Genomic DNA, 13,797 nt, shown 5'->3' on the forward strand with positions numbered 1-13,797 from the left:
AAGATGCGGCAGCATCTAGCTGGCTCACCTCCCGCCCCGCGGAAAGCGTACGCCTGAAACGGAAATGAACCGGTCCCATTTATCAGGAAACTTTTGTACCCGGAATCTCCTCTTACTACTTACAACATTCTTTCTGCAATACGTTCAAAGGACTTCAGCTTATCTTGAAAATCGTATGCAATGGTTGTCAGCATGATCTCGTTCGTCTGATATTCCTCACTGATCCGGTGAAGCTCCCGCTCAACATGATCTATATCCCCTACGACCATCCGATTTCGATTTTGAAGAACACGCGACTGTTCATAGGATGAATAAGAATAATTTCGTGCTTTTTCAGGACTTGGTGTTCCATTTGAAGGCATGCCCTGTTCAAGCATGATCATGGATAAATCAAGACTGGATACGATCCGTTCAGCATCCTCCATGGTTTCCCCGCAAACAGTGAACACTGATACATTATTCTGAGGCTCTTGATAATAAGCTGATGGAGTAAAACGCCGCAGGTATTGGTTCATATATTGCGGTCCTCCCTCTCCATTGATAAAAAGAGCAAATGTATAAGGAAGGCCTTTTTGAGCCGCCGTTAAAGCAGACGACGGACTTGATCCTAGCACCCATACATCAGGCGTTGTCCCCGTAACGGGTGTTGCTTTTAATCCGTAATAGGGATGACTTTCCGGAAGATCATCGTGCAAGTAATGCAAAAGTTCATCGATTTGTTCCGGATACCGGTGAACATCTCTTGGCTTGCCCTCACCTAAAGCATAAGACGCCCGCGGCATTCCTCCTGGTGCACGCCCGATGCCTGCATCAATCCTGCCCGGTGCCAGTCCTGCGAGCACCTTGAAATTTTCCGCTACTTTATACGCACTGTAATGCGGCAGCATCACCCCGCCTGAACCAAGACGGATACGATCTGTTTTGGCAGCAAGATGAGAAATCAATATTTCCGGTGATGAACCAGCTAAAGTAGCGGCATCATGATGCTCCGATACCCAGAACCGGTGAAAACCCCATTGATCCGCTCTTTGAGCAAGCTCAACCGTCTGTCTTAACCCTTCTTCTGCTGAACTGCCTTCTGATATCGCAGACTGATCAAGTATACTTAATGTTAATGTCATATCGCTTCACTCCTTTATACCTTTATTATTCTAAACCAGTAAAGAAAAGTCGAATCATGTGCTTACGGTTGAATTTGATTCCTTCTAAGGTATTGAAAAAGTTGATTCATAGGGGAATGTTCCTTTTTAAGACAAAAAAACCCGATGAACGGTTAAAGCTCATCAGGTTTTCATCTATTATCTTCTTTCTAATCTGGCAATTCGATCATCTAAATCAGGGTGTGTTGAGAAAAGCTTCAATCCGCCTTTTCCACTGATTTTCATGGTTTGAACAGCTGTATCATCTGTATAATCTTTTACTTGTGCACGGTCTGCATACGCTTTAAGTGAACGAAGGGCATGCGCCATTTTATCATTACCTGCAAGGTCGCCGCCGCCTCTGTCTGCATGATACTCACGATGGCGGGAGTACGCACTGACAACAAGGCTGCCGAGAATCGAAAACAGAATCTGAAATACGATGACTGCAGCAAATTGAACGATCCATGCCAGTTCCTCACGAACAAGACGTGAAACAAGGATCGCAACAATTCTTGAGAAAAACACAACAAATGTATTTACAACCCCTTGAAGCAATGTCATTGTGACCATGTCTCCATTAGCTACGTGAGCTACCTCGTGCGCTATGACGCCTTCAACAGCATCATCATCCATATTGGTTAACAGACCTTGAGATACTGCAACTAAGGATTTCTTTTTAGAAGGGCCTGTAGCAAAAGCATTCACTTCGGGTGAAGCATAAATTCCGACTTCCGGCATATGAGTTAATCCGGCTGCACGAGATAAACGATGCACCTTTTCAACTATGTCCCGCTCCTGAACAGAAAGCTGACCATCCGGGTCCAAGACTTTCACTTTCATCATTTTCTTAGCAATCCAGCGTGACATCGCGAGTGAGATAAAAGATCCTGCAAAACCGACAATTAAACTGAATACGCCAATTGAAATGAAATTAATGCTGTCTGAACTCGTGACAAATGACGTGCCGATGCCGGTGAAATTGGCAATCACCGTCCATACAACAAAGATCGTAATCATAACGAGAATATTTGTTGCAATAAGAAGTAAGGTCCTTTTTCCCATTTATACGCCTCCAAATTAGTAGTTTCTATGTTTATTTTATCATGTTTAAAGAGAAAAAGAGAATGAGAACACTAGTGAACTGAGCTGATTTTGTTATGTTTTCGCAATTTCGACATATCTGTCTGATGGGTGCCAGATGAGATACTTAAATTACGCCAGCAAGCGGAATGCTTTACATAATATTTTTATAAACGTTTAGGTGCCATTCCAACAGGCATCCATTTTTGTACATTTCGGTACATTCTGCCATTCAAATAAAAGAAATAACTGACAGGTCCGCTTGCTCGAATTATTTTTCTTGCAAGCTGTCTCACATTCTTTTGTTTGTTTACTTTTTCATCTGAAAGGTAAACCCCAAGAAGCCCGCGGTTAATTAATTGATGGAATCGTCTGTGAGGAAGCTGATTCGTATGGCGGTCTGCTTCTTGAACAAAATGCTGAAGACGATCAAATAAAGACTGATGATCAGGATAGTAAAAACAAAAGTTTAAATCTCCCTCTTCCAAGTCTTCTTCCTGGTCGATTAAATAATCCAGGAGAATGTGGAGACCCTGTATGTACGGAAAATAGCCATTTCGAATGACGGCTGCAAAAGATGATTGAAAATCTTCCCGACATGCGTAGGATACTAAGCAAAAGATGCCCAAGGTCGAGCCTGTACACGCTGAAAACTCATACCACTGCATTTCCGGAAATCTTTCATTATGGTCTTCAAACCATCGCTTGAGACGAGGTTCTCTTTCTTCCTCACATACATGTTTATGTATTTGTAAATCACAATAGTATCTCGACAACTCAAGAAGCTCGGCCTTAATTTCGGTGTAAGTGCTTAATTGACTCAGTACGTCCTGACAAGTTAAGACCAGTGCACCGAGATAGCCTCCGTCGTCCTGCTGTTTGCGGCAGCGGTAATAATTACGCAGAGGGGCACCGACAGTCAGGGCATCTTCCATTGCCTCATGCAAACAGGAAAAATCCTCCGGATCAAGAGAAGTGCTGCGGTCGCATAAATTGTCAAGGTAATCACTAATCGTTTGATAGGCCACGATAAAACGTATGGCTTCATCCCTGTGCTTCAAAGAAAGCAGCGCCATAATTCCTCCGCCTTCACAGTGAAAGGCTTTTTGTTCGAGACTGGCCATTGCCTGTTTGCGAAGTTCCTGATTCGGAATACGACGCGCTTGATCTTTCCATCCATTCAACTGCATATGAACAGCAGGGAAAACTTTTCGATAAACTTGATTCATTAAAAAGAACGGTTCAGCAGGCACCACTTCAATCACCTCTTCTTAAACATCATATCCTATATTGCGAAGTCTGTTTCGTGTGAAGGATTCGGTATAAGCAAAAATTTCATCTCTCTCAGGTTCATTATAAAGTTCATGATAACATTGCGGCCACTCTTTGTAATGCATTTCCAGCAAATCCAAATCACGGAACCATTTTTTTGCTACTGCAATTTCGACTAAATAATCTTCTCCTCCCTGCATCAGAAGAATAGGAATTTGAGGGAAGGATTGATTTTCCAGTGGCACTTGCTTCATTGCCATTAATAATTCCCGATACCAGCGTACAGAAACACGGTTTACATAAATAGGATCTTCTTTATCTATTTCAATTATTTCCTTATTTCGGGTTGCTTTGTCTATAGGAAAATCAAAATTAAATTTATGTTCCGGCGCCAATTTATTTAATCCGCTTGAGAATAAATGGCTCACTTTAGACGGAGTATGCTTAAGCGCGAATGTTGGTGATGATAAAATAAGCCCTGCCGTTTCAACATGCAATGTTTGCAGGAGACGGACAGCAATCAGCCCGCCCATTCCATGGCCAAGGATAAACACCGGCAGATCAAACTGATAAGATGCCTCGAGCCACCGTCTTACTTCTTCTATATATTGATTAAAGGAGTCAATATGCCCCCTTGCTGTTCGCTTTGCCATTCCCTGTCCCGGGAGATCACCCATGATGACGTGGTAGCCTTTTGACCGCCACATTTCAATGAGCCAGCCGTATCTGGCATGATGCTCAAGTTCACCGTGTATGATCACGATCACTCCTTGAGCGATTTCGTCTGTTTCCCATTTCCACATGAAGTATTCCCCCATACCTGCTTGTCAGTTTGCACGCTATAAAGCTTACAAAACGGGCCTGTCTGTGCTCATGCCCCAAGCGTATTCACACACAAAGAGAATCATATTGTGATAAAATACACTATACCATAAATTTTTTACATAGAAGGAGCAATATCATGATCCTGCCATATAAAGATCATTATCCGCTTATTGATCCCTCTGCTTATATTGCAGGGAATGCTACGATTTCAGGAGATGTGACGATCGGGGCACACTCGAGTGTCTGGTTTGGCACAACCATCAGAGGAGATGTTTCTCCTACCGTAATCGGGCAAAAAGTAAACATTCAAGATCACTCCATCCTCCATCAAAGTCCCAACACTCCGCTTATTCTTGAAGACGAAGTCACCATTGGCCATCAGGTTATCCTGCATAGCTGCACAATCAAAAAGAAAGCCCTGATTGGAATGGGCTCGATCATTTTAGACGGTGCTGAAATCGGTGAAGGGGCATTTATAGGAGCCGGCAGTCTGGTTTCACAAGGAAAAAAGATTCCCCCAAACACGCTTGCATTCGGACGACCTGCAAAAGTAATCCGCAGCTTAACTCATGCAGATGTACAGGATATGGAACGAATCAGCCGCGAATATGCAGAAAAGGCTATCCTTTATAAAGAGGAAGAAGAAAAACAAAGAAAAAAACGATAAGGTACCAAGAGGGGGAATAAAATGTTTATTGAGTCATTTGGAATTGATTCATTTGTCCTGTTAGGAGGACTTTTGCTTATTTGCGGGGTCATTGTAGCAAAATTCTCCAACAAATTAGGACTCCCTTCGCTTGTTTTGTTTATTTTGGTTGGAATGATCATTGGAAGCGACGGACTGGGAATTGTTTATTTTGATAATATGAATACTGCTCAACTGATCGGAATCATGGCACTGATTATTATTTTGTTTGAAGGCGGTATGCAGACAAAATGGGCGACTGTCCGTTCTGTCGCATTGCCTTCATTGTCTCTTGCAACGTTTGGTGTATTGCTTACTTCAGGCATCGTTGGGTATATTGCGTACCTCCTGTTTGATGTTACCCTCCTAGAAGGGCTCCTATTTGGGGCAATCGTCGGGTCTACAGATGCAGCTGCTGTTTTTGCTGTATTAAAGGAACGAAATATTAAAGCGAAAATGGGTGCCACACTTGAAGCTGAATCGGGTACGAATGACCCGATGGCCGTATTTCTTACTCTTGCTTTTATAGAATTGATTTTGATCGATGGAAGTACAATCTGGGGACTCATTCCTTCTTTCTTCTGGCAAATGGGGCTGGGTCTTGCTTTTGGACTGATACTCGGTAAAATTGCCTCTGTTTCTATCAATCGCATCAAACTGGACTCAAGTGGATTATATCCCATATTTTCTCTTGCTTTTGCTCTGCTTTCCTACAGCGTGACGCAGGTCGCCGGGGGCAGCGGATTTTTGGCAGTGTATGTAGCCGCTTTGGTGATTGGAAATTCGGAGCTGACATACCGCTATTCTATTTTTCAATTTAATGAAGGATTCGCTTGGATGTCTCAGATTCTGATGTTTATTATCCTTGGTTTGCTCGTCTTTCCTGCTCAAGTGTTTACTATGAATATTATTTTAAATGGGCTGCTCTTGTCTGTTGTTCTTATTTTTGTGGCCAGGCCGATAGCTGTTTATTTATCCACCATTGGAATGAACTACTCGAATAAAGAAAAACTGTTTTTATCCTGGGCGGGTTTAAGGGGTGCGGTGCCAATCGTACTCGCAACTTTTCCGGTTGTAGCGGGAATCGAGAAAGGACAGCTGTTTTTTAATGTCGTCTTTTTCATCGTTTTAACTTCTACATTGCTTCAAGGTTCTACCATTTCATATGTAGCAAAGAAATTGAAGCTGACCGGTCCTAAAAAAGATACACCTCACCACTCGATCGAATTGATCTCTATTGGGAAGGCAAATGCAGAAATGGTACAATTTCAAACCAATCAAGATTCTGCTTTTGTTGGAAAAAAGCTTCATGAACTGGATCTGCCAAACGAAGTGACGATCAGTGCCATGGTTCGAGATGAAGAACTCATTACGCCTTATGGAGAAACAGAAGTACTCGCAGGAGATTTTCTATACATCCTTGTGGCAAGTAAACATAAAGAAAAAATATTTAAAATGATGGAAACGAAAAAAAGGCCTGGAACCGCATAAGCGGATCTATGGCCTTTTTACTTCTTTACAAATTCAAATTCAATTTTTCCGTCCTTAAAAAGCAGTGCAGCATTAAATCGACCGCCCTTTATGCTTTTAAACCCTTTCAGAGGTGCTGTCTTTCCCTTTTCACATAATGCTTTAATTTGATTCGGGGAAAGCCGCTTCCCAAGCAGAACTTTAGGAAATGTTTGTTTACAGCCGTTCTTGTAGTCCGTACAGCCGTAAAACTTCCCTCTGTCGGCGATGTTTCCTTTTTTGCAGGCTGGGCACTCGATCACAACTTTCTTTGCACCCATCGTTTTTTCTGTTTTTATGAGGGGTTTCTCATCGATCGTTTTTGGTGCAGCTTCTAAAAGATGAGTAATAAACTTCTGTATGTTTTCAATAAATGCTTGCTGACTTCCCTGCTGCTGCCCGATTTTTTTCAGGTAGGCTTCCCATTTAGCGGTCATTTCCGGACTGCTTAACAAGGTGCCCTCAATAACCTGACATAAAGTGATGCCTTTTTGCGTGACGGTCACTATATTTTTTGTAATCGTTATGTAACCCTGCTTTTTTAAGGTTTCGATGATCGCAGCACGAGTTGCTTCAGTGCCGATGCCTTCTGTTTCCTTTAAGATGGCCTGAGCCTTTTCGTCTTCAACTGTTTTTCCCGCTGTTTTCATCATTGTAATCAATTGACCTTCCGTATAGGGTTTTGGCGGCTTCGTTATCCCTTCTTTCGGCATAACTACCGACTGTACCTCCTGGCCCTGGTTGACTGCAGGCAGCTTTTGTTCATCCTGATCTTTTGGAGATTTCTCTTCACCAAATAATGATTTCCATCCCTTTTTCAGTTCCACCTTGCCGCTTGCTTTAAATATCAGTTCATTAACCGAGACTTCGATTTTCGTTTCTTCATAATGATAATCATCATGAAACATAGCAAGCACACTGCGCAGAATTTCTGTATAAATATTTCGTTCTTTAGGTCCCAGTCCCTTAATTTTGTCGGCAGTCAGCACTTTCTTTGTCGGAATGATGGCATAGTGCTCCTGCACCTTGCTGTCCTGAACGTATTTCGGTCTCGGCCGGCTGTAAGAGGTTTCAAAATGGGCTCCAGCCGCGTCCTTCATTTTATCGAGCTGATGATGAAGATAGTTAAACTCATTTTTTGTTATAAACGTGCAGTCTGTCCTTGGATACGAGACGATTTTCTTTTCGTATAAATCCTGAACCGTTTGTAAAACGGCAGATGGACTGTATTTAAAACGGCGATTCATATTGGCTTGAAGCGACGACAAGCTATGAAGACTAGGCGCCTGCATTTTTTTCTTCTTTTTTTCTGCTTTTGAAATCCTGCTTTGCGTCGGCTCACCTGGATTGATGCGGTGATCCTGCAGCTTCTGATACGCTTGATCTTCTTTAGTAAAGCGTTTGTCATGCTTAGCAGTAAATTTACCTTCCTCCGTATTCACATCAGCGAAAAGATCCCAGTACGGCTCAGGTTTAAAATGCTCGATTTCATGGTGGCGCTGCCAGATCATGTACAGCGTAGGTGTTTGAACTCTTCCGACGCTAAACGGACCATCTACTCCCTTTTTTTGAAGCAGCAGCGTGTAAAGCCTCGATAAATTCATGCCAACCAGCCAATCGCTGATCTGCCGCGTTTGTGCTTCCATATACAAAGGAAGATAGTCACTTCCCTCTCTTAAGGATTGAAAGCCGCTTCGAATGGCTTCTTTCTCGAGAGAATTAATCCATAATCGTTTTGTAGGCTTATGTGCCATTCCTGCATGTGTGATGATCGATCTGGCAATATTTTCCCCCTCACGGTCGGAATCCGTTGCGACAATAATCTCACTTGCTTCCTTAAGAAGCTTACTGATGACGTTAAATTGCTCTCTTTTATTAAAAGGAACTGTAAAACGGAAGGTGTCCGGCATAATCGGCAGCAGGTCCAGCTTCCACTTTTTCCATTCGGGCTTATATTTGTGGGGCTCCTGAAGAGAGACCAAATGACCAAATCCCCAGGTGATAAACACTTTCCCTGTAAACATTGAATCTTCTATTTCAAAATAGCCACTTTGTTTTTTTGCTTTTGAAAAAGCCTCCGCATAGCTTTTAGCCTGCGATGGTTTTTCAGCGAGTATAACGGTTGTCACCGGGATGTCCCCCTATATGTATTAAGTAATCGCTGGCGTAAACGAGGATTATGCGATGGTAGGATAGTAGAAATATAGTGTATCACTTCATGCAGGATATCGCTAGAAATAGTAAAGACAGCCTTCAGCAGAAAACGAAAAGGAATATCCTCACGAACAAGAAACGTATTCGCAGGGATATTCCTTTATGGGTTTGCAGGTGTCAGGTAAAACGCAGAAGCCTCTTTTTACCGAATATTCCTCTTGGGATTGGCTGGCGTTCTATTTGTACGAGGCGGCGCTCCATTATTTCGAGAGTTGGTGGCCTGTTTTACTGAGTTTGTAATGTTATGGATCACTTCCCCCACATCCTGGACTGATTCCATCAGAGGATCGACTGTCCGCATTTTGTGTTTGGCATCGACTGTTACCTGATTGGCTGTGTTGATCAGCTTGCTGGATTCTTGTGTCAGGCCATGTACCGCATTTCTCACCTCAACTAAGGTGCGGTTGGTTTCACCAAGCGTCACCATTCCCTTCTGAAGCAATCTGATTACAAAGACAACAAGCCACATGAAGGCGATAGCAATAGCGGCAACACTGTATTCAATCGTCATAAATGAAACCCTCCCTTTTTCATTAGTTTATGTACAAGCCTGATAGATATTCCTTTCTCAGGCACCTCCTCTTACTATGTTTTGTTACTATCTCTAAAATAAAAAAACTCCTTCCCATTCTTCCGGAAAGAAGTTTAATAAATTACTTGATTTTTATCTTCACGCCGCCTGTAGGTGTTGAACTGATGAGATTTACGTTTGGTTCATGGCTTGGTGTGTAAATGTCTGAACTTAAAGGAAACGATTTACCAGACTGAGGATTATTTACTGAAGCTTCAGTCACTATATTCTTTGCCATTCCAGCCTGTTTAACTTTATCCGTGACGCTGTGAACCACTTCGCCTACATCCTTCGCTGATTCTAACAAAGGATCCAGCAGTTTAACTTTACTTTGGATATCCACAGTTGCCTGTTCTGCAGATTGAATCAATTTTTGTGATTCCTTTGTCAAACTGTTAATGCTGTTTTTCACTTCTGCGAGTGTAAGCTGAGTCACCCCAAGGGTTTGAATTAATTTAGCAGCCAAACAGATAAAAGCAGCTGATGCACCGGCTGCACTGATTTTCATAATCATCAGGCTTCACCTCTCTTTCCATTACTTTATGTACAGGCGCGGCCCTATATTCCTTCTCTTGCAGACGGCCTATATAAGTTCAACCAGCTTTTTACCATCACTCTTTCCGTTTATCGTGGTAAACGGAATGAGATTAATAAACACATTTAAATAGGACACAAAAATAAAACTATCTAAATAATTTCGAAAAACAAAAAAGTCGTAACCTGTGTACAAATCTAGTGCCAGGGCAGAAATAAGGTTAAAGATGACCCCGCCTAATAGGATAAATATTTTTTGACTTTTACTAAATAAATTATCCGTTGCAGTAACCACCCTTCCTCCTGCAAAATAAGCTTTATTTATAACAAACGTGTTTTTGTTCCATAATACATCACCAATTCCTATGGCAAATTCACTTATCTTTCCGCCAAAAATTTTTATAAAAAAAGCGTGGCCTGATTCGTGAATCAATGCAATAAATGGAAAAATAAATAAAGCAATAATTACAAAGTTCATTAAAAAGTCCAAAGGTATGCTCTCCTTTACGTTCGTTAGTGATTCACTTTAAAGATCCATCGGCACTGCCAGCTGTTAAACGTGTCGTTTCTCCATTAAATGAATGCCGAGCCCCATCATGACAACGCCCATTATGACCAGAATGCTAATTGGAAAAAGCAATTCTTCCACTTGAAAACCGTATACCGCAATCCCATTTAAAATTTCCATCCCATAGGTGAGTGGGTTAATTTTAGATAAAGCCAGCAGGAATTCTGATTCTACTATCTCGATCGGCCAGTAAGCACCGCCGATCATGGCCATACTGATTGCAAGAATAGGAATCACGGCATTAAATTGCTGAGTCGTTTTTACAAGCGCGGTCAGAAAGATTGACATGGCAACAATCGCAAATACATAGGGGATTACGAACAAAAGAGCCTCGATGAACCGGCCGTTAAAGTCCACTCCCACCCAGTAACGGAAAATTAGAAAAATGATCACAACCTGCAGGTATCCTTCAAAAAAGGTGTACAGTAAATTTGCCGTATACATCTCCCATTTTTTTACCGGTGATAAAATAATGCGGTCCCATATTCCATCTTTCTTTTCTATTAAAATAGGCAGCACATTATAAGCAATTGTGTAAATAACGAAGAAGAGAGTGAAACCAAACAAGGTTTGAAACGTGCTGTCATACATCCAGGTGTTTGTTCCTCTAAAATGGCTGTTTGAAATGGAGAAAACGGGTGATTCTTGAGAGAGCCTTAGTTCATTCAGCAGCTCTTCCTGATCAGCCTGATTTTCTAATCCTGATGAAGTCATGATTTCCTCTTCCAGATGCTGCTTTCGATACAAATCTGATAATGTATTTTCAATTAATGCTGCATTCGGGGAATCGACGCCTACAATAAGCTGATAGCCATCATTTGTTAAGATGGCACCTGCTTCTGCTTTTCCGTTCGTTATTATTTCTTCCAGTTCCGCTTTTGATGTCCAGTCAAATGAATAGGTCTCATTTTCCACCAATGCGTTTCCAATAAATGAATTTTGCACCTCTTGGTCTTCAGCATAAAGCGGGACCTGAACAGTTGCAGGACCTCCTGATCCTCCCAAAACGAGTGCAAAACCAATCGACATCCCGGTAAAAATAACAAACGTAAGCGGCTTGCGAATAAACAATCTTATCCTTGCCAGCAAAATACCAATCATATATTTGCCCCCCTTTTTGGAAAACTGACAGCCGCAGCTGCGATGGCGGCAAAACCAAAACAGACAAGAAAAATAAGATGCCCGCTGATTGCCTCTAATTCATCTCCGCGCAAAACGGCTAAATATGCAGACATTCCAGCTCCGTTCGGTGTAAAATTGCCGAGTGTTTGAAGTAACACAGAAGAATCTCCTAATGGAAAAAAACTTCCCCCTAAAACCGCCATAATGGTAACTAAAATACTTGAAAAGAAACTCGTAACGACTTCTGATTTAAAACGGTAGCTTATGGCTGTCAATAAAGCAGCGATTCCCCCCACTGAAATGGCAAAAGCCGATGAAACGAGTATAAAGAGTGGTATGTTCGCCCAGGATACATCAAAAAATACCCAGGCAAATCCAAATACGATCAGCAGATGGAAAAATGAAAAAAGAGTACCTGAAAGACAGACAGCGCTAAAGTAAATCCATCGGGTGACATTTGCGAGTATGATCCTGTTAAATACAAAGATCTTTCTCTCAATAAAAGCAAATGTCCCTATGGTGGAAGCGACAAACAACACATTCATTACAGCCATTCCCACTGTGTAATACTCTTTAGATGTGACGGGTTGACTTTGATTGATGGAGACTGTTTCACTAAAACGCATCTCCTCTGTGGATTGCAGGATGCTTGGATCTAAATGATTGGCTGCCAGGAAATTTGTAAGGCCAATCTTGTCCTGATATTGTACGAGAATATCATTCACTATTTTCGCTCCAACCTGGCTGCCCTCATTGTTCAGCACAAGAAGCGCTGGCTGATTGTTTTGATTAGTCAGGATTCCTTCTAACATTTCATAGGTGAAATGCTCTGGAACTTCAATTACTGATGTATAGGTTGAATCATTGAGGATTTGATCTTTATCCTTTAAATCCATTTCCTGAAAATCAATAAATGCTTTGATGTCCTCATGACCAAAGACCGTATCCTTTAATGTTTGAATAAACCTGAACTCTTCACCCTTCTGAATGCTTTCAATCATTTCAGGGGGAAGTTCATCTGAAAAATCTTCAATAAACCGGTTTATTTGTTTTTCTTCATCTTCGTGCTCAATCAATGCAACTTTTAAATTGATTTTTGGAGGTTCTCCATTCATGGTTCCTCCCAGAGCCGTCCCTAAAATTGTGATCAACACAATTGGAAGTCCGACTACTAACAGCAGCTGCATCGGATTTCTCCATAAAAGCAAGCCTTGCTTCTTTATAAATTGCCATATCATGTGAGCTTCACCTCTAATCTCTTAATGCTCTTCCGGTCAGATGGAGAAAAACGTCTTCCAAGGTAGGAGTTTTAATGTCTAGAGAATGCAAATCCAACTGTGAATCTTCCGCCATTTTGATAAGGGGGGAGAAAATATTCACTTCTTTTCCTGCCATAATGGTTACTTCTTTTTCACTGACCACCATGCGGTTAACAAGAGGATTTTCTTTTAAACTGCCTATAAATGCATCATTCATATTGTCAGCTTTAATTGAGATCACTTTTTCTGCAGACAGGATGCTTTTAATTTCATCTTTTGTGCCGGAAGCAATTAGATTTCCTTGATCCATAATGTAGATTCTGTCACATAAAAATTCTACTTCCTCCATGTAATGACTCGTGTAAAGAATCGTGATCTGCTTCTCCCTGTTCAGACGTTTGACCGTTTCAAGAATATAGTTTCTCGACTGGGGATCAATGCCCACTGTCGGTTCGTCCATAATAAGAAACTCGGGCTCATGTAAAAGAGCTACACCGATATTCAGCCGCCGCTTCATTCCTCCCGAATACTTCTTCACAACATCTTTGCGTCTGTCCGTCAGACCAATGAGCTTTAATACTTCATCGATTTTTCTTTTTAATTCGACACCTTTGATTTTATAAATTCTTCCGAAAAATTGAAGATTCTCTTCAGCAGTTAAATCACTGTATAAGGCGATATCCTGTGGAACCATTCCTACAATATTCCTTAATTGTGCAGGGTTTTTCAGAATGCTTTTTCCATTGAATTTCACATCACCTGAGGAAGGTTCTACCAGAGAAGAAAGCATGGTAATAGCGGTGGATTTTCCAGCACCATTAGGACCAAGCAGTCCGATAATCTCCCCTTTTTCAATAAACATATTTAAATTTTCTACAGCATGAACCTGTTTAAACTTCTTAGACAAGTTAATTAATTCAAGCATTTCCTCACCCTCCTGTTCATTTAGCTTATGCTCCAGCCAAAGTAGATAAAAGTGGCTGAGGTCATAAGTTTTTTCTGTTGAAGTGACCTGC

General features: G+C 41.5%; 13 protein-coding genes. 2 read left to right on the forward strand and 11 right to left on the reverse strand.

The genetic code is table 11. The features are described from left to right. Window positions 1–119: 119 nt before the first annotated feature. The 4 genes from KR50_RS14870 to KR50_RS14885 all read right to left on the reverse strand — a co-directional run bounded on the left by KR50_RS14870 (window position 120) and on the right by KR50_RS14885 (window position 4,297). Window positions 120–1,121: an LLM class flavin-dependent oxidoreductase gene (locus tag KR50_RS14870; RefSeq protein ID WP_041060506.1), complete on the reverse strand. Its 1,002-nt coding sequence runs from the start codon at window positions 1,119–1,121 to the stop codon at window positions 120–122. Between the two features lie 177 nt (window positions 1,122–1,298). After that, window positions 1,299–2,204, reverse strand: coding sequence for a protease HtpX (gene htpX, locus KR50_RS14875; protein WP_041060509.1), 906 nt, complete (start codon window positions 2,202–2,204; stop codon window positions 1,299–1,301). Between the two features lie 185 nt (window positions 2,205–2,389). After that, window positions 2,390–3,451 (reverse strand): tetraprenyl-beta-curcumene synthase family protein, encoded by a 1,062-nt coding sequence (locus tag KR50_RS14880; protein ID WP_041060576.1) that lies wholly within the window; start codon window positions 3,449–3,451, stop codon window positions 2,390–2,392. Window positions 3,452–3,493: 42 nt separating this feature from the next. Continuing rightward, window positions 3,494–4,297, reverse strand: a complete 804-nt coding sequence (locus tag KR50_RS14885; protein WP_041060511.1) for an alpha/beta fold hydrolase — start codon at window positions 4,295–4,297, stop codon at window positions 3,494–3,496. Between the two features lie 158 nt (window positions 4,298–4,455). Between KR50_RS14885 and KR50_RS14890 the strand changes: the two genes are divergently transcribed. Together KR50_RS14890 and KR50_RS14895 are read left to right on the forward strand one after the other, a co-directional pair. Beyond that, window positions 4,456–4,986 (forward strand): gamma carbonic anhydrase, encoded by a 531-nt coding sequence (locus tag KR50_RS14890; protein WP_041060513.1) that lies wholly within the window; start codon window positions 4,456–4,458, stop codon window positions 4,984–4,986. Window positions 4,987–5,007: 21 nt separating this feature from the next. Beyond that, entirely contained in the window at window positions 5,008–6,495 is a 1,488-nt protein-coding gene (locus KR50_RS14895) for a potassium/proton antiporter (protein WP_198134262.1), read from the forward strand. Window positions 6,496–6,512: 17 nt separating this feature from the next. On the opposite strand, the gene topB is transcribed toward KR50_RS14895, so the two are convergent. The 7 genes from topB to KR50_RS14930 form a co-directional block, all read right to left on the reverse strand. Continuing rightward, a complete protein-coding gene (gene topB, locus KR50_RS14900; RefSeq protein ID WP_041060515.1) occupies window positions 6,513–8,642 on the reverse strand; it encodes a type IA DNA topoisomerase in 2,130 nt (709 codons plus the stop codon). 227 nt (window positions 8,643–8,869) lie between these two features. After that, window positions 8,870–9,238: a DUF948 domain-containing protein gene (locus tag KR50_RS14905; RefSeq protein ID WP_052477148.1), complete on the reverse strand. Its 369-nt coding sequence runs from the start codon at window positions 9,236–9,238 to the stop codon at window positions 8,870–8,872. A 142-nt stretch (window positions 9,239–9,380) separates the two neighbouring features. Beyond that, window positions 9,381–9,812 (reverse strand): DUF948 domain-containing protein, encoded by a 432-nt coding sequence (locus KR50_RS14910; RefSeq protein ID WP_041060518.1) that lies wholly within the window; start codon window positions 9,810–9,812, stop codon window positions 9,381–9,383. A 69-nt stretch (window positions 9,813–9,881) separates the two neighbouring features. Beyond that, window positions 9,882–10,322: a site-2 protease family protein gene (locus KR50_RS14915; protein WP_041060520.1), complete on the reverse strand. Its 441-nt coding sequence runs from the start codon at window positions 10,320–10,322 to the stop codon at window positions 9,882–9,884. A gap of 63 nt (window positions 10,323–10,385) precedes the next feature. After that, entirely contained in the window at window positions 10,386–11,501 is a 1,116-nt protein-coding gene (locus KR50_RS14920; protein WP_041060522.1) for an ABC transporter permease, read from the reverse strand. Continuing rightward, window positions 11,498–12,760 (reverse strand): ABC transporter permease, encoded by a 1,263-nt coding sequence (locus tag KR50_RS14925; protein WP_041060523.1) that lies wholly within the window; start codon window positions 12,758–12,760, stop codon window positions 11,498–11,500. Before KR50_RS14925 ends, KR50_RS14920 begins: the two co-directional genes overlap by 4 nt. A gap of 13 nt (window positions 12,761–12,773) precedes the next feature. Continuing rightward, window positions 12,774–13,706 (reverse strand): ABC transporter ATP-binding protein, encoded by a 933-nt coding sequence (locus tag KR50_RS14930; protein WP_041060525.1) that lies wholly within the window; start codon window positions 13,704–13,706, stop codon window positions 12,774–12,776. Window positions 13,707–13,797: the final 91 nt, after the last annotated feature.

The sequence above is a fragment of the Jeotgalibacillus campisalis genome, assembly GCF_000829515.1.
Lineage (GTDB): Bacteria > Bacillota > Bacilli > Bacillales > Jeotgalibacillaceae > Jeotgalibacillus > Jeotgalibacillus campisalis.

Excerpts from the sequence above, each read along its gene's own strand:
- KR50_RS14880 (WP_041060576.1), bottom strand. The coding sequence starts at position 3,451 with ATGAATCAAGTTTATCGAAAAGTTTTCCCTGCTGTTCATATGCAGTTG.
- htpX (WP_041060509.1), bottom strand. The coding sequence starts at position 2,204 with ATGGGAAAAAGGACCTTACTTCTTATTGCAACAAATATTCTCGTTATG.
- KR50_RS14895 (WP_198134262.1), top strand. The coding sequence starts at position 5,008 with ATGTTTATTGAGTCATTTGGAATTGATTCATTTGTCCTGTTAGGAGGA.
- KR50_RS14925 (WP_041060523.1), bottom strand. The coding sequence starts at position 12,760 with ATGATATGGCAATTTATAAAGAAGCAAGGCTTGCTTTTATGGAGAAAT.
- KR50_RS14910 (WP_041060518.1), bottom strand. The coding sequence starts at position 9,812 with ATGATTATGAAAATCAGTGCAGCCGGTGCATCAGCTGCTTTTATCTGT.
- KR50_RS14890 (WP_041060513.1), top strand. The coding sequence starts at position 4,456 with ATGATCCTGCCATATAAAGATCATTATCCGCTTATTGATCCCTCTGCT.
- KR50_RS14930 (WP_041060525.1), bottom strand. The coding sequence starts at position 13,706 with ATGCTTGAATTAATTAACTTGTCTAAGAAGTTTAAACAGGTTCATGCT.
- KR50_RS14885 (WP_041060511.1), bottom strand. The coding sequence starts at position 4,297 with ATGTGGAAATGGGAAACAGACGAAATCGCTCAAGGAGTGATCGTGATC.
- KR50_RS14870 (WP_041060506.1), bottom strand. The coding sequence starts at position 1,121 with ATGACATTAACATTAAGTATACTTGATCAGTCTGCGATATCAGAAGGC.
- KR50_RS14920 (WP_041060522.1), bottom strand. The coding sequence starts at position 11,501 with ATGATTGGTATTTTGCTGGCAAGGATAAGATTGTTTATTCGCAAGCCG.
- KR50_RS14905 (WP_052477148.1), bottom strand. The coding sequence starts at position 9,238 with ATGACGATTGAATACAGTGTTGCCGCTATTGCTATCGCCTTCATGTGG.